This is a genomic window from Streptomyces sp. NPDC041200 (assembly GCF_055591805.1).
This window is the reverse complement of sequence record NZ_JBVIZF010000007.1, coordinates 125,701-146,459: the sequence shown is the minus strand read 5'-3', so window position 1 is coordinate 146,459 and position 20,759 is coordinate 125,701. Positions and strand designations below refer to the sequence as shown.

Below are 20,759 nucleotides of genomic sequence, written 5' to 3'. Positions count from 1 at the left end.
CGCGCGTCACGTGCCCGTGAGGTGTTCCGGGCGCACCGGCACCCGCCCCAGCCGCAGCCCCGTCGCGGCGCGGATGGCCGCGACGACCGCCGGGGTGGAGGAGAGGGTCGGGGCCTCGCCGACGCCCCGCAACCCATAGGGGGCGTGATGGTCCGCCAGCTCCAGGATGTCGACCGGCATGGTCGGGGTGTCGAGGATGGTGGGGATCAGATAGTCGGTGAAGGACGGGTTGCGGACGCGGGCGCCGTCCGAGACGAGGATCTCCTCCATCACGGCGAGGCCGAGGCCCTGCGTGGAGCCGCCCTGGATCTGGCCGACGACGGACAGCGGGTTGAGCGCCTTGCCGACGTCCTGGGCGGCCGCCAGTTCGATGACCTTCACCAGGCCGAGTTCGGTGTCGACCTCCACGACCGCGCGATGGGCGCAGAAGGAGTACTGGACGTGTCCGAAGCCCTGACCGGTCGTGAGGTCGAACGGCTCGGTGGGGCGGTGCCGGAACTCCGTCTCGATGTCGATCGCGTCGTCACCGAGAAGGTCCGTGAGGTCGGCGACCACCTCGCCCCCGACGGTGACCACCTTGCCGTCCCGCAACAGCAGCTCCGTGTCACCGCCAAGGGCACCGCAGCGGCGGAAGACCTCCTGCCGTACCGCCTCGCAGGTGTGCTTGATGGCGCCGCCGGTCATGTACGTCTGGCGGGAGGCGGAGGTGGACCCGGCGGAGCCGACCCGGGTGTCGGCGGGGTGGATGGTGACCTGGCTGACGCCGAGTTCGGTACGGGCGATCTGGGCGTGGACGGTGACCCCGCCCTGGCCCACCTCGGCCATCGCGGTGTGGACCAGGGCGACGGGCTCGCCGCCGATGACCTCAAGGCGCACCCGGGCCGTGGAGTAGTCGTCGAAGCCCTCCGAGAAGCCGACGTTCTTGATGCCGACCGCGTAGCCGACGCCCCGCACCACGCTCTCGCCGTGGGTGGTGTTGGACAGCCCGCCGGGCAGGGAGCGGACGTCGACGTCCCCGTCCGCCGTCTGCCAGGCGCGCTCCGGCGGGAGCGGGAGGTCGCGGACCCGGCGCAGGATCTCGGCGACCGGGGCCGGGGAGTCCACGACCTGGCCGGTGGGCATGACGGCGCCCTGCGCCATGGCGTTGCGCCGCCGGAACTCGACGGGGTGCAGCCCGAGTTCCTGGGCCACGGCGTCCATCTGGGCCTCGTACGCGAAGCAGGCCTGCACCGCACCGAAGCCGCGCATCGCGCCGCACGGCGGGTTGTTGGAGTAGAGGGCGAGCGCCTCGACGTCCACGTGCTCGACGACGTAGGGGCCGATCGCCAGGGAGGCGGCGTTGCCGACGACCGCCGGAGAGGAGGAGGCGTACGCTCCGCCGTCCAGCACGATGCGGCACTGGACGTAGAGCAGCTGACCGTCGCGGGTGGCGCCGTGCTCGTAGGTGAGCTTGGCGGGGTGCCGGTGGACATGGCCGAAAAACGACTCGTACCGGTTGTAAACGATCTTCACGGGCTTGCCGGTACGGAGCGCCAGCAGACTGGCGTGCGCCTGCATGGACAGGTCCTCGCGCGCTCCGAACGCCCCGCCCACCCCGGAGAGCGTCAGCCGCACCTTGTCGGGCGGCAGGCCCAGCACCGGAGCGAGCTGGTCGCGGTCCACGTGCAGCCACTGGGTGGCGATGTAGAGGTCGACGCCGCCGTCCTCGGCGGGCACCGCGAGCCCGGATTCCGGGCCCAGGAAGGCCTGGTCCTGCATGCCGACCTCGTAGTCCCGGCGCACGACGACATCGGCGCGCGCCTTGGCGGCGGCGACGTCGCCGCGCCGCACGGGCTGGCGGTGGACGACGTTGGGGTGCGGGGCGTGGGCGGCGTGGCGGTCGGTGCGGCCGGGGTGGAGCAGCGGCGCGCCGGGCGCGGTGGCGGTGGCCTCGTCGACCACGAGCGGCAGCTCGGCGTAGTCGACCTCGATCCGGGCGGCGGCACGGCGCGCGGTCTCGGGGTGGTCGGCGGCGACGATCGCGACGGCCTCGCCGTGGTAGCGGACCCGGTCCTTGGCGAGGACGGGCTGATCGTGGACCTCCAGCCCGTAGTGGGTGGCGGCCGGGAGGTCGTCGTACGTCATGACGGCGTGGACGCCGGGCACGGCCAGCGCCCCGCTGATGTCGATGGACCGGATCTCGGCGTGGGCGTGCGGGCTGCGCAGCGTGAAGCCCCACAGCATGTCCTCGTGCCACAGGTCGGACGAGTACGCGAACTCGCCGGTCACCTTGAGCGTGCCGTCGGGGCGGAGGGTGGACTCGCCGATGTGGCCCTTGCCCCGGCTCTCGGTCAGATGGGACTGGGTGATCCTGGTGGGGGCGCGGTCGGGTCGCATGGTCAGCTCGCCTCCCCTGAGGCGGACGTGCGGGCGGCGGCGAGGCGCACCGCGTCGAGGATCTTCTCGTAGCCGGTGCAGCGGCAGAGGTTGCCGGACAGGGCCTCGCGGATGTCGGCGTCGGACGGGTCGGGGTGCCGTTCCAGCAGCTCGTCGGCGGCGACCAGCAGGCCCGGGGTACAGAAGCCGCACTGGACGGCGCCCGCGTCGATGAACGCCTGCTGGACGGGGGCCAGCGCACCACCCCCGGCGCGCGGCTCGCCCCGAGCGCCCACCGCGCCCGCCACGCCCGGCGCACCCGGCTCCCCAGCGGTGCGGCGCTCCGCGTACTCCGGCAGCCCCTCGACGGTCACCACCTCGCGCCCCTCGGCCTGCCCGGCGGCCACCAGGCACGCGCACACCGGCACACCGTCGAGCCGGACCGTGCACGATCCGCATTCGCCCTGCTCACAGGCGTTCTTCGAGCCCGGAAGGCCCAGTCGTTCCCGCAGGACGTACAGCAGCGACTCGCCCTCCCAGACGTCGTCGGCCTGCTGCGGCCGTCCGTTGACGGTCATGTTCACGCGCATGCCGTGGCCCTCCCTTCACCCTCGCGGTACGCCTGCCAGGTCCAGCCGAGCGTGCGGCGCGCCATGACGGTCACCGCGTGGCGGCGGTAGGCGGCGCTGCCGCGTACGTCGTCGATGGGGTCGCACGCGGCCGCGCACAGCTGGGCGAACTCCCGGGCGACGGCGGGCCGGATCGTTTCGCCGCTGTCCCAGAAGGCGCCCTCCGCGAGCGCCGCGGCCAGGAAGTCCTCCGCCGCCCGGGCCCGGACCGGGGTGGGCGCGGCCGAGCCGATGCCGGTCCGTACGGTGCGGGTGCGCGGATGCAGCGCGAGGGCGAACGCGCACACCGCGATGACCATGGCGTTGCGCGTGCCGACCTTGGAGAACTGCTGCGGCCCGTCGGCCTTCTCGATGTGGACGGCCCTGATCAGCTCGTCGGGCGCCAGCGCGTTGCGCTTCACTCCGGTGTAGAACTCCTCGACCGGGATCATCCGGGTGCCGCGCACCGAGGCCACCTCCACCTCGGCCCCGGCCGCCAGCAGCGCCGGATGCGCGTCCCCGGCGGGCGAGGCGGCGCCGAGGTTGCCGCCCACGGTGCCCCGGTTGCGGATCTGCGGCGAGCCCACGGTGCGCGAGGCGAGCGCGAGGGCGGGCAACTCGGGGCGCAGCCGCTCGATGATCCGGGTGTACGGAACCCCGGCACCGAGCCGGACCGTCCGCTCACCGGTCTGCCACGTGGCCAATTCGCCGATACGGGTCAGATCCAGCAGCCGTTCGGGCCGACGGTGATCAAAGTTGATCTCAACCATCACATCGGTGCCGCCCGCGATGGGTACGGCGTCGGGGTGCTCGGCCTTCGCGGCGAGCGCCTCCGGCCAGTCGGCGGGGCGCAGGAAGTCCATGGGCCTCTCTTCTCACCAGTCCTGAAGGAACTCGTGCACGCGGCTCCCAGTCCAGTAGACCCGGCGACGGGCCGCCAGTGCAGTCACCGAAGGCATGAAGCAATTGGCTGGCCAGCGGGCCGGTCTTGTAGATTCGAACGAACAACGGGGAGCGGAAACCTCGCGGTATTCGACCGGTAACGAACACGAGTGACAAAAACGAGATCGGCTGGCACCACCATGCGGCTGCGCGCACTGCTGGAAACCGATGCCCTGGGCCTGCGCCTGCTCGGCGGCGAGGACGAGCTGGACCGCACCGTACGCGGCGTGATGACCACCGATCTGCGCGATCCGAGCCGCTATCTGTCGGGCGGCGAACTGGTCCTGACGGGGCTGGCGTGGCGGCGCGAGCCGGACGACTCCGAGCGGTTCGTCACGATCCTGGTGGCCGCCGGGGTGGCCGGGCTCGCGGCGGGCGAGGCGGAGCTGGGGTCCGTACCCGAGGATCTGGTGCGGGCCTGCGCGCGGCATCGGCTGCCGCTGTTCTCCGTGGTCGAGGACGTGGCGTTCGCGTCGATCACCGAGCACGTCGTACGGAAGGTCTCCGGCGAGCGGGCCGGGGATCTGGCCGCCGTGGTGGACCGGCACCGGCGGCTGATGACCCCGGGGGCCACGGGCGGCGGGCCCGAGGTGGTGCTCGATCTGCTCGGCTCGGACCTCGACCTGGCCGCCTGGGTGCTCTCCCCCACCGGCCGCCCGATCGCCGGGCCGACCGGTCCCGCGGCCGCCGAGCTGCCGCGGCCGGTCCGCGCCCAGCTGGCCGGTGAGCACCTGGCCGCCCGGCGCGCCGGACGCCACGGCCCGCACCGGCTGACCGCCGCGAACGGCGTGACGTACTCCCTCTTCCCCATCCGCGGCGGTACGGGCGGCGGCGACGCCGGTGCCCCCCTCGCGACCCCGCTCGCCGACTGGCTGCTGGCGGTCGCCGCGGACGCCGGGGAGTGGCCGGACGAGCGGCTGGACCTGCTGCACGGGGTCACCCAGCTGATCGCGGTCGAGCGCGACCGGCGGGACGCGGCCGGCGCGGTGCGGCGGCAGCTCGCCCAGGAGGTGCTGGAGCTGCTCCAGACGGGCGCGCCGTCCGCCGAGGTCACGGCCCGGCTGCGGGTGGCCGCGCCGGTGCTGCTGCCGGGGCTGGACAGCGGCGCGGTGCCGCACTGGCAGGTCGTGGTGGCGCGACTGGAGGCGACCCCCGGCGACGGAGACGGGAGCGGGGACGGGGGGCCGGGTCGCGGGCTGGTCGCCCAGGCGCTGCTGGAAGAGATCCTGGTGGACCCGCGGGCGGCGGGGGCCGGGCCCTCGGACCGGATCGCCGTGGCACACACCGGTGACGAGGCGGTGGCGCTCCTGCCGCTACCGGTCGCCACCGACGCCACGCCCCTGCACGCGGAGGCGGAGTCGCATGCGGAGGGCGATGAGGCGGGACTACACGCGGACGCCCTGCTCGCCACCGTCGGCGAACCGCTCGGCCGGGGGCTCGGCGACGACGCCCGGCTGACCCTGGGCGTCAGCGCCCCCGTGCACTCCGCCGAGGCGCTGCGCGGCGCGCTGGAGGAGGCCCGGCACGCCCGCCGGGTGGCCGCCGCCCGGCCGGGCCGGGTCAGCGCGGCCGGGCACCACGAGCTGGCCTCGCACGTACTGCTGCTCCCCTTCGTCCCGGACGACGTACGCCGTGCCTTCACCGCCCGGCTGCTGGACCCGCTGCGCGCGTACGACCGCCGTCACCGGGCCGAGCTGATCCCGACCCTGGAAGCGTTCCTGGAGTGCGACGGCTCGTGGACGCGGTGCGCGGCGCGGCTGCATCTGCACGTCAATACGCTGCGCTACCGGGTGGGCCGGATCGAACAGCTGACCGGGCGCGATCTGGCCCGGCTGGAAGACAAGTTGGACTTCTTCCTCGCCCTGCGGATGAGCTGACGGACGGATCACCGACGGATCGCCGCGCCACCACTCGCGACGGTGGTTTGTGAATTCATTCACACCAACCTCTTGGCCGGGCGCGCGCTTCCGTGTTGAGATTCGGCAACGGCTTCCGGCTCGATGGCGCGCTTGGGGAGGGCAATGTGGCGGACACCGCCATGTCACCACCTGGATCGTCGAACTCCGATCCCGGCCTGCGGGCCGGGCGGGCGGATGACCCGCTCGACACGGCGGTGTGGCGGCTGCGCTCGCGCGCGTGCTGGAAGGACGCCGCCGAACTGCTCGCCCCGCACGCCACGGCCGACGCGGCCTCGGCCCTCAAGCGCAGCGCCATCCTGATCGAGCGCTGCATGTACACCTCCCAGGGCTGGGACGCGGCCGAGGACGCCCTGCGGGCGGCCGAGGCCCTGGCGCTCACCGACGACGAGCGGGGCGCCATCGCGTGCGAGCGCGGCTATCTCGCGTACGCCTCCACCCTGCTCGGGAACCGGGACCGCGCCGATGAGGCGCGTACCGCCCTCGGCCGGGCCGCCGCGCTGCTCGGGCCCGGCTCGGCCACCCGGCCGCTGCTGGACTTCCGCCGCGGGCTGATCTCCCAGCACCTCGCCCACAACCCCACCGGTGCCCAGGCCGCCTTCCAGCGCGCCCACGCGGGCGCCGCCACGCACGGCGACACGCTGCTGCGCTCGTTCACGTGGCGCCATCTGGCCGGGATGGCCGAGGAGGAGGGCAACCTCGCCGAGGCCCGGCGCGGCTTCGCCGAGTCGCTGCGGATCCGCGAGGAGCTGGGCTACCTGGTCGGCATCGCCCCCGCGCTGGCCTCCCTGGCGGACGTCGAGGAGCCGCCGGAGGCGCAGCGGCTGCGCGCCGAGGCGGGACGGCTGGTGCGGCTGCTGGGCGGTGTGCCGGTCTGGCTGGCCGAACAGTTAGCGCCCTGACGGCGCGCGGCGGCCGAGGCAGCGCCCCCTGAGGTTTCGCCCCCGCGTGCGGGCCGGTGGCCGGGTCGCGCCCACCCGTTCCTCCCCCAGCTACCGCCGGGAGGTGCCCCCCGGCGAAACGATTGCCCACAACCGGGTTGGTCCGCCACCGTCCAGCCCCTCCGGCGCTTGAGGTGCGGGGGTGCGGGGGGCGGAGCCCCCGCCCGCGCGGCGGGGTCCGGGGCGGCGCCCCGGGGAGAACCCGCGGTCAGGCACCGGAGGTGAAGTGTTCGCGGACCAGCGACTCCACCACGTCCAGGTCGCGGGCCGCGAGGGCATCCAGCAGCGCCATGTGTTCGGCCGCGTCGGCCACGAGATCAGCCGTCCGCACGGCACGACCGCAGGCCAGCGGCCACTGTGCCCGCCGATGGAGTTCGTCGGCGACGACGACCAGCTGCTGGTTCCCGGCCAGGCTCAGCACCGTCTGGTGGAACGTACGGTCCGATTCCAGGTAGGCCGCGCGGTCCCCCTTCGCCGCGGCCACCGCCGTCGCCTCCGCGAACGGCCGCAGCCGCGCCCAGCGCTCGGGCGCGACCGCCCGGGCCAGGCTGAGCATGACCGGGACCTCCAGCAGGGCGCGGACCTCGGCCAGCTCGGCCAGCTCACGCGCGCTGCGCCGGGCCACCCGGAAGCCGCGGTTCGGCACGACCTCGACGGCACCCTCGCCCGCGAGCTGCTGCATGGCCTCGCGTACGGGGGTGGGCGAGACGCCGAAGCGCTCGGCGAGGGCCGGGGCGGAGTACACCTCGCCCGGGGTCAGTTCACCGCCGACCAGCGCGTCCCGCAGGGCGTCCAGGATCTGCCCGCGCACGGAGTGGCGGCGCGGGGACCGGCGCGCCGCGGGCACGCCGGAGGGGTCCCGCGGCTCCGTCGCCGCCTCGGCTTTGGCCTGCTCCACTCGGGTCCTCCTGACATCCCATCGAACGATATGCGGATGGCGCCCGAGGACAAAGCCCACACACAGTGGACAGGAAAATCGGCATGACCCTGACCACACTCCCCGACCGGGCCGGAACCGGCGATCGATGCGTTTCGGCCACGGATACGGGGCTCCCGAAGCACCCTCTACCGGACACGAACCGGACACGGGCCGGACAGCGGCGGGAAAAGATCACCAAGGGGTTCGAACGGCCGAGGGTCGGCCGACGGTAAGGCGATGGATCGGATTTACCCGCGCTCGGGTTCCGTGAATAGAATCAAGCCGCTTGCAACGAGCGAGCGTTCGAACCGTATCGCACCTATCCGCGTGTCCCCCCGCCCACTTGGCGGCCTCTTGTCCAGAAACCGCTTGAGGCCCGGCAGGATTCCGCCAGGATGTCGCGCGAGTAGGGCCGTACTGCGGCCAGAACTTCACGAAGCGAGGCAAGGGGCACCGGATGAGACTGACGGACATATCGCTGGGCTGGGCCCTGCCAGTCGTCATAGCGCTCGTCGGAGTCGTGGGGGCGGGAGTTGTCCTCGCGCGCGGCCGTAACGGGAAGAAGGACGAGAACGGGATCACCGACTCCTGGGAGCGCAGTGAGGAGCGCCGCCGGCGCAAGGAGGCCATCTACGGGATGGCCTCGTACGTCCTGCTGTTCTGCTGTGCCGCGGTCGCTGCCGCGCTCTCCTTCCACGGCCTCGTGGGCTTCGGGCAGCAGAACCTGAACCTCTCCGGCGGCTGGGAGTACCTGGTGCCGTTCGGGCTGGACGGCGCCGCGATGTTCTGCTCGGTGCTGGCGGTGCGCGAGGCCAGCCACGGTGACGCGGCGCTCGGTTCGCGGCTGCTGGTGTGGCTGTTCGCGGGCGCGGCCGCCTGGTTCAACTGGGTGCACGCCCCGCGCGGCATGGGCCACGACGGCGCCCCGCAGTTCTTCGCGGGCATGTCGCTGTCGGCCGCGGTCCTCTTCGACCGGGCGCTCAAGCAGACCCGCCGGGCGGCGCTGCGCGAACAGGGCCTGGTGCCCCGCCCGTTGCCGCAGATCCGTATCGTCCGCTGGCTGCGCGCACCCCGCGAGACCTTCGGCGCCTGGTCGCTGATGCTGCTGGAGAACGTCCGGACGCTGGACGAGGCGGTCGAGGAGGTCCGCGAGGACCGGCGCGAGAAGGAGCAGAACCGCAACCGCCGCCGCGGCCAGGAGAAGCTGGACAAGGCCCGCATCCGGGCGCTCAACCGGCAGCACCGCGCGTGGGGCCGGGGCGGTGGCCGCCAGGTGGACATCACCCCCGCGGCACAGCCGCCGCAGCTCACCGCGGAGTCCTCCCTTGAGGAGAACGCGCTGGGAAAAGCCGAAGCGGCCGAGCTGGCAGCGCCCTCAGCTCGGCCCGCCTTGCAGTCCGCGGACGCGGCTGAGTCCGGTCACCGCGACGACCGCCGCGAGGACCGCGGCCGGGACTGGAGCCGCGACCTGGATTTCAGCTTCGGCTTCGGTGACGCCGGCGCCACCGAAGCCGACCAGAACAAGGCGAATGACAAGGACAAGGACGGCAAGGACACGGACAGGGCACGGACCGTCGACCTCACCGCCGAGGACGACACCCTGACCATCCCGCGGCTGGACTCCCTGGAGGAGAAGCTCGCGGAGATCGAGCGGCAGTTCGGCTGAGGCGGGCGCGTGATGGGCGGGGACAGCGTCGGCAAGGTCCGCCTCGGTCCCCTCGGGCAGTCCTTGGGCGGGCAGGGTCCCCCAAGATCGACAGCAAGGACGGCACCATAAGCACCATCCGGAGCACCCGCTCCTGGCCCGAGACCTCGCACATCTAGAGCCACCGCAGCAGAACTGATGTGCGCCGTAGTCGGCGGGCCGGGTCACGATCATGGGGCGCAAACGGCTGGGCCCAGGTCAGCGTGGCCCGGGCCGGGTCTCACGGGAGACAGGGGAAGGCCCCGCTCACCACGGCGGCGGGGCCTGTTGCGGGACGTTGGGCCCATGGTGCACGATGCGCAGGTCGATGCCGCTTACGGCTCCGGGTCCAGGGGAATGTTCAGGGTCACGAGCACGCCCCCGCGCTTGACGACGACCGGGTAGGTGGCGCCCGACCGCTTGCCGCTGAGGACCGCATCGAGGTCGTTGACGGTCGGGGTGAGGATTCCCGCGACTTCGGTGATGAGATCACCGGGCAGGAGTCCTGCGGCTTCGGTGCTGCTGCCCGGATCAACAGAGAGCACTCGTACACCGCCGCCCGAGGGGCTGGTGTTCTTGAGGTTGCCGGCGATGACGCCCTGGATTCCGGGGGCGATGTGCACGGTGAGCGGCTGCGTCACCCCGTTCAGGGTAAAGCTCCCGGTGAAAGTCCCCCCGGCCAGAGGAGCATCGCTGTCGGCGACGACGTGGACGGTGTAGGGCCGGATGAAGTCCCATGTGCTGGCCGAGCCCTGCGCCGTGGCGGACTTGCCGTCCCCGGCGATCTGCACCGGACACGACATCCCCGAGCAGCGCAGGTCCAGTCCGGTGATGCGGGTGTGCGGCGGGGCCTGGATGCTGATGGAGGCGGGCTGGTTGTACCGCTGCCCGTCCGGCGGATAGTCGACGGTCTTCCCCGGCCCGCCGGCATCCAGGTCGGGAACGTTCTGCTGAGGCGGCAGGGAACGCGCCTGAGAGGGCGCGGACGTCGCTGCCGACGCGGAGAACGCGGTGGCGGGCACAGCCGCCCCGGCTGCGAGCAATGCGGTGCCCAGGGCAAGGACGCCGCATGCTCTACGGAACTTACGGATCATCAGGAGCCTTCCTGATCGCAGGGGCCCAAATGTCCCAGCCCGCGCCAGAGCACAGCTTGATTTTCGGGCTCGGTTCACTGGACCTCAGCACCCGCTAACGCAACGGTCGTCCCCACGGCATCTTGCGCGACATCGTCCTCATCCGAACGACGCAGCCCAACCGCAACACCTGACCACGACCAAAATCGCACCCGCGCGCCCGCGCGCCCGCCAAGTACAACGCTCAGCTCCTCCAGCTACGACGCTCAGCCACAAGTGACCCGCACCACTCAAACTTCACTGGCACTGATCAACCTTCGTTGTCACAGGACACCGGGCAACGGCGCCCGATGGCATCAGCCGCCGTCCGCGTCCAGCTCGAACCAGACCGCCTTGCCCACGCCGTGGGCCCGTACGCCCCACGCGTCCGCGAGCGTGTGCACCAGCAGCAGGCCCCTCCCGGAGGTGCTTTCCTCCGGGGGGTGGCCGCGCAGCGTCGGGTGACGGGACACGAAGTCCCGCACCTCGACCCGTAATCGGCCCGCCACCGGCCCGGCGCTCCCGCCACCCAGGGTGGCCCTGACCCGCGCACCCCGGTCGGTGTGCACCAGTGCGTTCGTCACCAGCTCGCTCGTCAGCAGCTCGGCGAGATCGGCCCGGCCGGGCTCGCCCCAGTGCCGCAGCATCTCGCGCAGCGCGGCGCGGACGTCCGCCACCGCCGCGTAGTCGTCATGCCTCAGTCGCTTGCTGAGGGCCCGGCCCCGCTCCCCTTCGATGGCCACCGCCCCAGAGTCCGGCCGGTTGGTCATCCGGCCCTGCCGTACAGGCTGACGCTTCATCCTCCCCCGCCCCGGCCGCCTCGGCGCGGCCAGCGTCGAAAGCCGTCGAACACGCTCACGGAATGCATTCCCGCCTGTTGCCGCGCCACACACCGGGGGAAGACACCTCCCGAGTGATCCGCTGAGCGCCGAGCCCGAGGAGCCGTGATGCACGACGACCGACTGTTGGTGGAGGGGCGCCTGGAGCGGGCGCTGCACCAGTTCATCCGGCCCGCCCAGTACCCGGCGCGCGTTCCGCTGTCCCTCTACGCCTGGCGCGCCCCCGGTGAGCCGGTCCCGGTGGCCGACGCGCTGGACGGGGCGTACGAGCGGTTCGAGGCCGGTACGGAGTGGGGCGAGCCGTGGTCGACGTGGTGGTTCCGGCTGGAGGGCGCGGTGCCGCCGGAGTGGGCGGGGCGGCGGGTCGAGGCCGTCATCGACCCCGGCTTCACCGACGACGGTCCGGGCTTCCAGGCCGAGGGGCTGGTGTACGACGCGCACGGCGTGCCGATCAAGGGCATCCACCCCCGTAACCGCCACATCCCGCTCGCGGCCCCGGCCGCCGGAGGCGAGCCCGTACGGCTGCTGCTGGAGGCGGCCGCCAATCCGTCCGTGCTGCGCGACGGCTTCACCCCGACCCCGCTCGGCGACGTCCTCACCGCCGGGGACCGGCCTCTGTACCGCTTCGCCTCCGCCGATGTGGCCGTCCTCGACGAGGACGTCTGGCATCTGGTCCTGGACATCGAGGTGCTGTCCGAGCTGATGCGCGAACTGCCCGCGGACCGGCCGCGCCGCCACGAGATCCTGCGCGCCCTGGAGAACGCGCTCGACGCGCTCGACCTGCACGACGTACCCGCCACCGCGGCCGCCGCGCGCGCCGAGCTGACCGAGGTGCTCAGCCGCCCCGCGCACGCCAGCGCGCACCGGGTCTCGGCGGCCGGGCACGCCCACATCGACTCGGCGTGGCTGTGGCCGCTGCGCGAGACCGTGCGCAAGGCGTCCCGTACGTTCGCCAACGTCACCGCGCTCGCGGGCGATTACCCGGAGCTGGTGTTCGCGTGCTCGCAGGCGCAGCAGTACGCCTGGGTCAAGGAAAACCAGCCGCACATCTGGGAGCGCATCAAGAAGGCGGTGGCGACGGGCAGTTGGGCTCCGGTCGGCTCGATGTGGGTCGAGTCGGACGCCAACATGCCCGGCGGCGAGGCCCTGGCCCGGCAGATCGTGCACGGCAAGCGGTTCTTCCTGGAGGAGCTGGGGGTGGACACCGAGGAGATCTGGCTGCCGGACTCCTTCGGCTACACCGCGGCCTTCCCGCAGCTCGCCAAGCTGGCGGGGGTGAAGTGGTTCCTCACCCAGAAGCTGTCCTGGAACCAGTCCAACAAGATGCCGCACCACACCTTCTGGTGGGAGGGCATCGACGGCACCCGCGTCTTCACCCACTTCCCGCCGGTGGACACCTACAACGCCCAGTTCAGCGCGGCCGAACTCGCCCACGCCGAGAAGAACTTCGCCGACAAGGGCCTCGCCACCCGCTCCCTCGTCCCCTTCGGCTGGGGCGACGGCGGGGGCGGCCCCACCCGCGAGATGCTGGAGAAGGCGCGGCGGCTGGGCTCCCTGGAGGGCTCGCCGCGCGTCGAGATCCACAAGCCGTCGGTGTTCTTCACCGAGGCGGAGCGGGAGTACGGGGCCAAGGCGCCGGTGTGGTCGGGCGAGCTGTACCTGGAGCTGCACCGCGCCACGTACACCACCCAGGCGGCGACCAAGCAGGGCAACCGGCGCAGCGAACACCTGCTGCGGGAAGCCGAGTTGTGGGCCACGGCCGCCGAGCTCCACGCGCCCGGGTACGCCTATCCGTACGACGACCTGGACCGGATCTGGAAGACGGTGCTGCTGCACCAGTTCCATGACATCCTGCCGGGCTCCTCGATCGCCTGGGTGCACCGCGAGGCGCGCGAGACCTACGCGCGGGTGCGCACCGAGCTGGAGCGGATCGTCGCGGACGCGCTACGGGCCCTGAGTACCGTCGGCGGTCCCGGCTCTCCCGCGGTGCTCAACGCCTCGCCGTACGAGCGCGAGGAGGTCGCCGTGCTGGACGCGGAGACGGCGGCGGCCCTGCCCACCGACCTCCCGGTGCAGCCGCTGGGGGACGGGCGCGCGGCGGCCGGGGTCCGGGTGGGCGGGCTGGGCACGGCGGCCCTCGCCGGTACGACGTGGAGCGCGCCGCCGGTGACCTCGCTGAGCGACGGCCACGCCATCGTCCTCGACAACGATCTGCTGCGGGTCACCATCGACGGCGACGGGCTGCTCACCTCCGTCCTCGATCTGACGGCGGGCCGCGAGGTGCTGGCCCCGGGCGCGCGCGGCAACCTCCTGCAGCTCCACCCCGACCACCCCAACCACTGGGACGCCTGGGACATCGACCGCCACTACCGCCGCACCCACACCGACCTCACCGCCGCCGAGTCCGTCGAGCTGACCGAGTCCGGTCCGCTGCGCGCGACCGTCCGCGTCGTCCGGGTCTTCGGTGCCTCGCGGATCGTGGAGGAACTGACCTTGGCGGCGGGCAGCGGGCGCGTCGACATCGCGACGGAGGTGGACTGGCAGGAGTCGGAGAAGGTCCTCAAGGCGGCGTTCCCGCTGGACGTCCACGCCCGGGAGTCCACGGCGGAGATCCAGTTCGGCCATGTGGAGCGCCCCACGCACACCAACACCAGCTGGGACGCGGCCCGTTTCGAGATCTGCGCCCACCGCTGGCTGCGGGTCGCCGAGCCGGGCTACGGGGCCGCGCTGCTCAACGACTCGACGTACGGCCATGACGTGACCCGTACGACGCACGAGGCGCCGGACGGCTCTACCGACGACGGCGAGGTGCTGGGGACGACGGTACGGCTGACGCTGCTGCGCGCCCCGCACTCCCCCGACCCCGAAACGGACCTCGGCACCCACCACTTCCGCTACGCGCTGCTGCCCGGCGCGAGCGTCGGCGACGCGGTCGCCGGGGGCCTGGCCCTGAACCTGCCGCTGCGCGCCCTGCCCAGCGGCCTGGCCGGGCCCGCGCCGCTGCTCTCCGTGGACAACCCGGCGATCACGGTGGAGTCGGTCAAGCTCGCCGAGGACCGCAGCGGGGATGTGGTGGTGCGGCTGTACGAGTCGCACGGCGGCCGCGCTGCGGGCACGCTCATCGCCGGTTTCCCGGTCCTCTCGGCGGACGTCACCGATCTGCTGGAGCGCCCGCTCCACCCGGCTGCCACCGGCCCGGCCGGGCTGAGCCTGGCCCTGCGGCCGCATCAGATCGTCACGCTGCGGCTGCGGCCGGTGCCCGCGTAGGGCGTTGGACGCCCGGCGGTCCCCCGTGCCGCCGGGCGTCCCCGCCTACTTCCCCCGCCCCTTGCGGCGGATCTTGATGGCGCGCATGTCGGTCACCCCGACCCGCAGGACCCGATGCGGATAGCCGTGCGCCACCAGCGCCGCCATGGCCCGCTCGGTCGCCTCCGTCTCGCCGTCGTCCTCCGCTTCCGCGGGCAGCTGGCAGCGGAAGGTGAACGCCGACAGGCCACGGTCGTAGCTGAAGGTGCCCTCCTCGGTGAAGGCGGCCCGGAAGGCGTCGACCTCTTTCAGCAGCGCGGCGCGGTCCTCCTCCGTCAGCCCCTCGAACACGCCGCGGATCGTCACCCGGAACACGGCCGGTCCCCCTTCTCCCGTACGGCATAGGTGGCCAGCGGCTCACCCAGCACCCCCTCGAACGCGTCCAGCAGACCGGTCACGGCCGCGGCGATCGCCTCGGGTCCCTCCCCGGCCTCGGTCCGCCTGCCGATCTCGGAGAAGACCAGCGCGTGGAACGCCCCGAGCTGTGTGGCCACCACCCGCGGCAGCGGATCGTCCGGCGCGGCGCCGGTCTCCTCGGCCAGCACGGCGGCCAGCGCGTCGGTCATCTCCCGGCCGAGGTCCTCCAGCCGGGCGATGAGCGTGGGCGCGGCCCGCATCATCGCGAAGACCCGCCCGAAGCCCTCGGTCAGCCCGAGCGAGCGGTCCCGCCGCCCCACCTCGTCCCGCAGCCGCGCCAGCACCGCACCGGCCGCCGACTCGCCGGGGCCGCGGTCCCGCACGATGTCGGCGAGCCGCCGCGAGGACGCCTGGTCCGGCGGCAGGACCAGGTCCTCCTTCGCCTCGAAGTAGTTGTAGAGGGTGTTGACCGACACCTCCGCCGCGGCCGCGACCTCGGCGATCGTGACGCGGTCGAAGCCCCGCTCCACGAACAGTTCGATCGCGACCCGGTTGATGCGCTGCCGCGTCTCCCGCTTTTTGCGTTCCCGTAGCCCTTCTGCCATGCCCTGAAGTCTAACCGTGTTGCAAAATTGAAATAGATTGCAATTTTGCAGCAGACTATGTTTTTATCGCCGCCATGTCCACACCCCTCGCCCCTCCACCGGCCATCCGCACCCGGGGCCTCACCCGGACCTTCCAGCTCCCGGCGGGCCCGGTGCACGCCGTCCGCGGCATCGACCTGACCGTCGAACGCGGCGAAATCCTCGGCTTCCTCGGCCCCAACGGCGCGGGCAAGACCACGACCCTGCGCATGCTCACCACCCTGCTGCCGCCCAGCGGGGGCGAGGCGTCGATCGCCGGGCACGACCTGCGGCGCGACGCCGCGGGGGTGCGCCGCAGGATCGGCTACGTGGCCCAGTCCGGCGGCCTGGACCCCGCCTGTGCCGTACGCGAGGAACTGGTCACCCAGGGACGGCTGCACCGGCTGCCCAGGGCCGAGGCGCGCGAGCGCGCCGGGGAACTCGCCCGGGACCTCGGCCTCACGGCCCTGCTGGACCGCCCCACCGGCGCGCTCTCCGGCGGTCAGCGCCGCCGCGTCGAGATCGCGCTCGGCCTGATCAACCAGCCCGAGGTTCTCTTCCTGGACGAGCCGACCACCGGGCTCGACCCCGGCAGCCGCGCCGAACTGTGGGACCTGGTCCGGCGAATCCGCGCCGAGCACGGCACCACGGTCTTCCTGACCACGCACTATCTGGACGAGGCCGACGCGCTCGCCGACCGGATCGTGGTCGTGGACTCCGGGGTGATCGTCGCCGAGGGCACCCCGGCCGACCTCAAGGCCCGCCACGGCGGCGATCCCACCGCCAGCCTCCAGGACGCCTTCCTGGCCATCACCGGCCGGTCCGCGACGGCCGACGAACCCCTCTCCGTCTGACACCACGTGAGGCATTCCGATGACCCTGCTCGCCGACACCGGCGTCGTATTCCACCGCTATCTGCGGGCCACGCTCCGCTCCAAGACCAACCTCTTCTTCGGCATGCTCCAACCACTGCTCTTCCTCGCCCTCTTCGGACCGCTGCTGACCAGGCTCAGCCTGGGGACGAGCGGTTCGTCCTGGCAGACCCTGGTCCCCGGGGTGCTCGTCCAGCTCGCCCTGCTCGGCGGCTCGTACGTGGGGCTCGGCCTGCTGGTCGACCGCAACCTCGGGGTCATCGACCGGATGCGGGTCACCCCGGTGAGCCCCCTGGCCCTGCTGCTCGGCCGGGTGCTGCGCGATGTCGTCCAGCTGGTCGCCCAGTCGGTGCTGCTCGTCCTCCTCGGGCTGGCCTTCGGACTGCGGGCGCCGCTCGCCGGGATCCTGCTCGGGCTGCTGTTCGTGGCCGTGCTCTCGGCGGCGCTGGCCGCCCTCTCGTACGGGCTGGCCATGCACGTGCGGACACCGCCGGAGTTCGCCGCCATCGCCAATACGGCGGGCATGCCGCTGATGCTGCTGTCCGGGCTGCTGCTGCCGATGTCCCTGGCCCCGGGCTGGCTGGACGGCGCCTCGCGCGCCGTCCCGTTCCGCTACACGGTCGACGCCGTGCGCCAGGCGTACCTGGGCCACTACGCGGACGGCACCATCGCCCTCGGCGCCGCGGTCACCCTGGCCCTGGCCGCCGTCTGCCTGCTCGGCGGAGCCCGCCTCTTCCGCCGCGCGGAACGGTGAGGGCGGCTTTGATCACCGACATGAGCATGCCGTAGATTCCCTGAGCTGAGCTGGATCAGGGCACGACGGGGGCAACGGGGATGAGCATGCGTAGGACGCGGGTACTGGTGGCCGCGGTCATCGCGGGTGCGATGACGGCGTCGCTGACCGGATGCGGTGACGACAACCAGGGCAAGAGCGGCGGCGACACCCCCGCCGCGATCGGCGCCTCCGGGCTGGCCGGTGGCGCCGACGGCTCGGAGGAACCGCCGGCGATCGCCGAGGGCGGGCGCAACGGCGGCGCCGGTGATGACGGTGTGCTGCCCGACGGGCTCACCACGCGTCAGAGGTTCATGCTCGACAACCTCCCGGAGTCCGGGGCGGTCATGGCGGCCGGTGAGTACCTCCAGCGGTTCACGACCTGCGAGGAGTACAGCATCGACCCGTCCGACACCCGCTACTACCCGATGGACGACACGTTCGACCAGAGCTGGGGCGTGCGGTTCCGCGGCACCTGCGACGACGGCGGAGGTGACTACATCCGCGTCTTCTGGACCGGTGCGGGCGAGGGCATGAAGACGTTCCAGAAGGCCTACCGCGCCGACCTCGCCAAGCGGGTCAAGAACTCCCCGAACGCCGGGATCGACGGCGGATTCGGCGTCGGCAAGGACTTCGCCGTGATCGCGGCCGACCCCGACACGCTGCGGGACCTGTCCGCGTCCCAGCTGCTCGTCCTCAACTGCAACCCGAACTACCAGCCGACCGGCGACACCAGCACCGCGCCGGCCCTCGTCGACGACTGCGTGCTGACCGACGACTTCACGGGCTGAGGCCCTCCCTGGCTAGCCTGTATACACATAGGTGTGCACGGCGATCGGCAAGGAGAACCATGGCTCGGGCGACGGGCAAGAGCGAAGCGGTCTACGGGCGGCTGAAGGAGGACATCGAGTCGCTGCGGCTGCGGCCCGGGGCGAAGCTGAGCGAGGTCCAGCTCGGCGAGGACCTCGGTGCCTCCCGTACGCCCGTACGGGAGGCGATCCGCCGCCTCGCGGGTGAGGGGCTGGTCGACTTCGTACCGGGCGAGGTGGCGCGGGTGGCGGCCATCTCGCTGGGCGGGGTGCGCGACCTGTTCGAGATCCGGATGCTGCTGGAGCCCCGGGCGGCGGCGCTGATCGCGGCCTCGGGGACGGCCGACGAGCGCGTAGTGGCTCCGTTCCGCGTGCTGCTGGAGCGGCTGGAGGAGTTCGAGGAGTCCTTCCGCGCCCTGGACGCCGCCGGGCAGACGCGCGGCTACCAGGATTTCTACGCGCTGGCCGAGGGCTTCGACCAGGCGGTCATCGGCGCGTGCCGCAATCCGTATCTCGCCCGCACCATCGGTGATCTGCGCAGCCAGACGGTGCGGCTGCGGAACGTCTCGCACAGTGGCCCGCGGCGCATGCTGACGTCCCTGGACGAGCACCGCGCGCTGCTGAAGGCGATCACGCTCGGGGACCCCCAGACCGCCGAGACGGCCTGCCGTCATCACCTGACGCAGACCCTTCAGGCCCTCATCGAGAGCCTGACCAGCGAGGGTTCCACTGGCGGGGTGGAGGTTCAGGTGGATGTAGCGCGCTGAGATCCGGCCCATGCGGGCATGGCCTTTCCCGTGGCCGCTGCTGTATACAGGAGTGGATACAACTCTTGGTGCAGCTTTCGGATACAGCTCTCCGACGACGCGAGGACGGACAACGCATGCCGCACATCGTCGGCGCCGCCGAACTGCTCCGGTTCGCCACCGCGGCGGCCGAGGCCCACGGGGTGCCGCCCGAGGACGCCCGGCTGCTCGCGGACACACTGGTGACCGCGGAGCTGTGGGGCCATCCCTCCCACGGGATGCTGCGCCTGCCCTGGTATCTGGACCGCCTCACGAGCGGTGCGACGGCCGCGGTCGCACGGCCGGAGACCGTCGTCGACAACGGCGGCGTGCTGGTGATCGACGGCCGCCACGGGCTGGGGCAGGTGCTCACCCACCGGGCCACCGCCCTGGGCGTCGAGCGCGCCCGGCGGCATGGCGTCAGCGCCGTGGCCGTCCGTAACTCGGGCCACTTCGGCACCGCCGCGTACTTCACCCGCCAAGCGGCCGAACAGGGCTGCGTGGCGCTGCTCGCCACCAACGCGAGCCCCGCCATGGCCCCTTGGGGCGGCCGCGAGAAACGGGTCGGCACCAACCCCTGGTCGATCGCCGCGCCCGGCGGCCGCTACGGAACCGTGGTGATGGACATCGCCAACACCGCCGTCGCGCGCGGCAAGATCTACCACGCCAAGGAGCGCGGCGACCCCATCCCCGAAGGCTGGGCCGCCGACGCCGACGGCGTGCCGACCACCGATGCCCGGCAGGCGGTCGAGGGGCTGATCCTGCCGATGGCCGGGCACAAGGGCTACGCGATCTCGTTCATGTTCGACGTCCTCGCCGGAGTGCTGACCGGCAGCGCCCACGGCAGCGCGGTGGTCGGCCCGTACTCCCCGCACGGCCGCAGCGGTGCCGGCCACCTGCTGCTCTGCGTCGACGTCCGGTCCATGACCGCGCCGGAGGAGTTCGCACACCACATCGAGCAGCTGATCGAGGAGACCAAGGGGACCCCCACCGCCCCGGGCACGGAGGAGATCTTCGTACCCGGTGAGCCGGAGGCCCGTACCGCCGAGCGCCTCCGGACCGAGGGCGTCACGGTCGTCGAGGACACCTGGCGGTCCCTCATCAGCGTCGCCGAACGGACCGGCGTGGCGCCGCCCGTACCCCACCCCCGCTTCGAGGAGCTGTCCACATGATCGCCCTGACCGTGTCCCTCCAGGTCAAGCCGGGCTGCCGCGACGACTTCCTCGCCGCGATCGAGGCGCAGGCCGAGCGGTCCTTCACCGACGAGCCCGGCTGCCGGTACTTCGACGTCGTCTGCGACCTCTCCGACGACCACCACTTCGTCTTCCACGAGCTGTACGAGGACGAGGCCGCCGTCGAGGCCCACCGCGCCGCCCCGCACTTCGCGGTCTGGCGGGAGGCCGCGGCGCGGTACGTGGCCCCGGGCAGCCAGGTCAACACCCTCTCCCGCCGCCTGTTCCACCACCCCTGATCCCCGCCGATCACCAGAACGGAGCCAACTGCCGTGTGCCTCCTGATCCACTCCGACGAGGTCGAGCGCTTCGACCGCGGCGGCGGGGTCGCCACCCTCCCCTACGTGGGGAAGTGGAACTCCCGGACCGCCTCCATCACCACCGGTCAGACCGTCTTCCAGCCCGGAAACGGCCTGCCGCTGCACAGCCACAACGTCGAGGAGTCCGTGCTCGTCCTGGAGGGCGAGGCCACCGCCGAGATCGACGGTGAGACCTTCGACCTGGAAGTGGGCGACGCCACCTGGGTCCCGGCCGGTGTCCCGCACCGCTTCCTCAATCGCGGCGAGGGCGTGATGCGCATCTACTGGGTCTACGGCGGCCGTGATGTGACCCGGACCATCACCGCCACCGGCGAGACCTTCGAGCACCTGTCCGTCCACGACAAGGGCGGAGCGCCCGTCTCCTGAA

19 protein-coding genes are annotated in these 20,759 nt (G+C 72.5%); 11 read left to right on the top strand and 8 right to left on the bottom strand.

The genetic code is table 11. The features are described 5' to 3' along the window. Positions 1 to 6 precede the first annotated feature (6 nt). From pucD to ACZ6CL_RS18885, 3 genes are read right to left on the bottom strand one after another with little or no spacing between them, the layout of a single operon-like run. Positions 7 to 2,376 carry a xanthine dehydrogenase subunit D gene (gene pucD / locus ACZ6CL_RS18895; RefSeq protein ID WP_468937246.1) on the bottom strand — a complete coding sequence of 790 codons (2,370 nt, stop codon included), beginning with the start codon at positions 2,374 to 2,376 and terminating at the stop codon, positions 7 to 9. Between the two features lie 2 nt (positions 2,377 to 2,378). Next, on the bottom strand, positions 2,379 to 2,945 hold the full coding sequence (locus ACZ6CL_RS18890; protein ID WP_468937245.1) for a (2Fe-2S)-binding protein: 567 nt from the start codon (positions 2,943 to 2,945) through the stop codon (positions 2,379 to 2,381). After that, a complete protein-coding gene (locus ACZ6CL_RS18885) occupies positions 2,936 to 3,826 on the bottom strand; it encodes an FAD binding domain-containing protein (RefSeq protein ID WP_468937244.1) in 891 nt (296 codons plus the stop codon). The genes ACZ6CL_RS18890 and ACZ6CL_RS18885 overlap by 10 nt, the downstream gene beginning before the upstream one ends. 219 nt (positions 3,827 to 4,045) lie before the next feature. Here ACZ6CL_RS18885 and ACZ6CL_RS18880 point away from each other — a divergent pair, with 219 nt between their 5' ends. Together ACZ6CL_RS18880 and ACZ6CL_RS18875 are read left to right on the top strand one after the other, a co-directional pair. Continuing rightward, the gene (locus tag ACZ6CL_RS18880; protein ID WP_468937388.1) at positions 4,046 to 5,782 is read left to right on the top strand and encodes a PucR family transcriptional regulator; all 1,737 of its coding nucleotides are present in this window, start codon (positions 4,046 to 4,048) and stop codon (positions 5,780 to 5,782) included. A 161-nt stretch (positions 5,783 to 5,943) separates the two neighbouring features. Next, positions 5,944 to 6,723 carry a hypothetical protein gene (locus ACZ6CL_RS18875; protein ID WP_468937387.1) on the top strand — a complete coding sequence of 260 codons (780 nt, stop codon included), beginning with the start codon at positions 5,944 to 5,946 and terminating at the stop codon, positions 6,721 to 6,723. A 247-nt stretch (positions 6,724 to 6,970) separates the two neighbouring features. Here ACZ6CL_RS18875 and ACZ6CL_RS18870 read toward each other — a convergent pair whose 3' ends face one another. Continuing rightward, positions 6,971 to 7,660: a GntR family transcriptional regulator gene (locus ACZ6CL_RS18870; protein WP_468937243.1), complete on the bottom strand. Its 690-nt coding sequence runs from the start codon at positions 7,658 to 7,660 to the stop codon at positions 6,971 to 6,973. 478 nt (positions 7,661 to 8,138) lie between these two features. On the opposite strand from ACZ6CL_RS18870, the gene ACZ6CL_RS18865 reads away from it, so the two are divergent. After that, the gene (locus tag ACZ6CL_RS18865; RefSeq protein WP_468937242.1) at positions 8,139 to 9,347 is read left to right on the top strand and encodes a DUF2637 domain-containing protein; all 1,209 of its coding nucleotides are present in this window, start codon (positions 8,139 to 8,141) and stop codon (positions 9,345 to 9,347) included. A 353-nt stretch (positions 9,348 to 9,700) separates the two neighbouring features. Here ACZ6CL_RS18865 and ACZ6CL_RS18860 read toward each other — a convergent pair whose 3' ends face one another. Together ACZ6CL_RS18860 and ACZ6CL_RS18855 are read right to left on the bottom strand one after the other, a co-directional pair. Next, entirely contained in the window at positions 9,701 to 10,459 is a 759-nt protein-coding gene (locus ACZ6CL_RS18860) for a PDZ domain-containing protein (protein ID WP_468937241.1), read from the bottom strand. A 335-nt stretch (positions 10,460 to 10,794) separates the two neighbouring features. Then, positions 10,795 to 11,247 (bottom strand): ATP-binding protein, encoded by a 453-nt coding sequence (locus ACZ6CL_RS18855; RefSeq protein WP_468937386.1) that lies wholly within the window; start codon positions 11,245 to 11,247, stop codon positions 10,795 to 10,797. A gap of 177 nt (positions 11,248 to 11,424) precedes the next feature. Here ACZ6CL_RS18855 and ACZ6CL_RS18850 point away from each other — a divergent pair, with 177 nt between their 5' ends. Then, positions 11,425 to 14,583 carry an alpha-mannosidase gene (locus ACZ6CL_RS18850; protein WP_468937240.1) on the top strand — a complete coding sequence of 1,053 codons (3,159 nt, stop codon included), beginning with the start codon at positions 11,425 to 11,427 and terminating at the stop codon, positions 14,581 to 14,583. Between the two features lie 45 nt (positions 14,584 to 14,628). Here the strand turns inward: ACZ6CL_RS18850 and ACZ6CL_RS18845 are convergent, their stop codons facing one another. Together ACZ6CL_RS18845 and ACZ6CL_RS18840 are read right to left on the bottom strand one after the other, a co-directional pair. Continuing rightward, positions 14,629 to 14,937: a DUF6204 family protein gene (locus ACZ6CL_RS18845; RefSeq protein ID WP_468937239.1), complete on the bottom strand. Its 309-nt coding sequence runs from the start codon at positions 14,935 to 14,937 to the stop codon at positions 14,629 to 14,631. Beyond that, positions 14,925 to 15,584: a TetR/AcrR family transcriptional regulator gene (locus tag ACZ6CL_RS18840; protein WP_468937238.1), complete on the bottom strand. Its 660-nt coding sequence runs from the start codon at positions 15,582 to 15,584 to the stop codon at positions 14,925 to 14,927. Before ACZ6CL_RS18840 ends, ACZ6CL_RS18845 begins: the two co-directional genes overlap by 13 nt. A gap of 74 nt (positions 15,585 to 15,658) precedes the next feature. Here ACZ6CL_RS18840 and ACZ6CL_RS18835 point away from each other — a divergent pair, with 74 nt between their 5' ends. From ACZ6CL_RS18835 to ACZ6CL_RS18805, 7 genes are all read left to right on the top strand, one after another. After that, on the top strand, positions 15,659 to 16,456 hold the full coding sequence (locus ACZ6CL_RS18835) for an ABC transporter ATP-binding protein (RefSeq protein WP_468937237.1): 798 nt from the start codon (positions 15,659 to 15,661) through the stop codon (positions 16,454 to 16,456). A 19-nt stretch (positions 16,457 to 16,475) separates the two neighbouring features. After that, positions 16,476 to 17,228, top strand: coding sequence for an ABC transporter permease (locus ACZ6CL_RS18830; protein ID WP_468937236.1), 753 nt, complete (start codon positions 16,476 to 16,478; stop codon positions 17,226 to 17,228). Positions 17,229 to 17,314: 86 nt separating this feature from the next. Further along, entirely contained in the window at positions 17,315 to 18,037 is a 723-nt protein-coding gene (locus ACZ6CL_RS18825; RefSeq protein ID WP_468937235.1) for a hypothetical protein, read from the top strand. A 59-nt stretch (positions 18,038 to 18,096) separates the two neighbouring features. Next, positions 18,097 to 18,822: a GntR family transcriptional regulator gene (locus ACZ6CL_RS18820; protein ID WP_468937234.1), complete on the top strand. Its 726-nt coding sequence runs from the start codon at positions 18,097 to 18,099 to the stop codon at positions 18,820 to 18,822. A gap of 116 nt (positions 18,823 to 18,938) precedes the next feature. Next, entirely contained in the window at positions 18,939 to 20,012 is a 1,074-nt protein-coding gene (locus ACZ6CL_RS18815; protein ID WP_468937233.1) for an Ldh family oxidoreductase, read from the top strand. Further along, entirely contained in the window at positions 20,009 to 20,311 is a 303-nt protein-coding gene (locus ACZ6CL_RS18810) for a putative quinol monooxygenase (RefSeq protein ID WP_468937232.1), read from the top strand. The genes ACZ6CL_RS18815 and ACZ6CL_RS18810 overlap by 4 nt, the downstream gene beginning before the upstream one ends. 33 nt (positions 20,312 to 20,344) lie before the next feature. After that, entirely contained in the window at positions 20,345 to 20,758 is a 414-nt protein-coding gene (locus ACZ6CL_RS18805) for a cupin domain-containing protein (RefSeq protein ID WP_468937231.1), read from the top strand. The last annotated feature ends 1 nt before the right edge of the window (position 20,759 follow it).

Coding starts and splice junctions, on each gene's coding strand:
- pucD (WP_468937246.1), bottom strand. CDS start 2,376: ATGCGACCCGACCGCGCCCCCACCAGGATCACCCAGTCCCATCTGACC.
- ACZ6CL_RS18890 (WP_468937245.1), bottom strand. CDS start 2,945: ATGCGCGTGAACATGACCGTCAACGGACGGCCGCAGCAGGCCGACGAC.
- ACZ6CL_RS18885 (WP_468937244.1), bottom strand. CDS start 3,826: ATGGACTTCCTGCGCCCCGCCGACTGGCCGGAGGCGCTCGCCGCGAAG.
- ACZ6CL_RS18880 (WP_468937388.1), top strand. CDS start 4,046: ATGCGGCTGCGCGCACTGCTGGAAACCGATGCCCTGGGCCTGCGCCTG.
- ACZ6CL_RS18875 (WP_468937387.1), top strand. CDS start 5,944: ATGTCACCACCTGGATCGTCGAACTCCGATCCCGGCCTGCGGGCCGGG.
- ACZ6CL_RS18865 (WP_468937242.1), top strand. CDS start 8,139: ATGAGACTGACGGACATATCGCTGGGCTGGGCCCTGCCAGTCGTCATA.
- ACZ6CL_RS18860 (WP_468937241.1), bottom strand. CDS start 10,459: ATGATCCGTAAGTTCCGTAGAGCATGCGGCGTCCTTGCCCTGGGCACC.
- ACZ6CL_RS18855 (WP_468937386.1), bottom strand. CDS start 11,247: ATGACCAACCGGCCGGACTCTGGGGCGGTGGCCATCGAAGGGGAGCGG.
- ACZ6CL_RS18850 (WP_468937240.1), top strand. CDS start 11,425: ATGCACGACGACCGACTGTTGGTGGAGGGGCGCCTGGAGCGGGCGCTG.
- ACZ6CL_RS18840 (WP_468937238.1), bottom strand. CDS start 15,584: ATGGCAGAAGGGCTACGGGAACGCAAAAAGCGGGAGACGCGGCAGCGC.
- ACZ6CL_RS18835 (WP_468937237.1), top strand. CDS start 15,659: ATGTCCACACCCCTCGCCCCTCCACCGGCCATCCGCACCCGGGGCCTC.
- ACZ6CL_RS18830 (WP_468937236.1), top strand. CDS start 16,476: ATGACCCTGCTCGCCGACACCGGCGTCGTATTCCACCGCTATCTGCGG.
- ACZ6CL_RS18825 (WP_468937235.1), top strand. CDS start 17,315: ATGCGTAGGACGCGGGTACTGGTGGCCGCGGTCATCGCGGGTGCGATG.
- ACZ6CL_RS18820 (WP_468937234.1), top strand. CDS start 18,097: ATGGCTCGGGCGACGGGCAAGAGCGAAGCGGTCTACGGGCGGCTGAAG.
- ACZ6CL_RS18815 (WP_468937233.1), top strand. CDS start 18,939: ATGCCGCACATCGTCGGCGCCGCCGAACTGCTCCGGTTCGCCACCGCG.
- ACZ6CL_RS18810 (WP_468937232.1), top strand. CDS start 20,009: ATGATCGCCCTGACCGTGTCCCTCCAGGTCAAGCCGGGCTGCCGCGAC.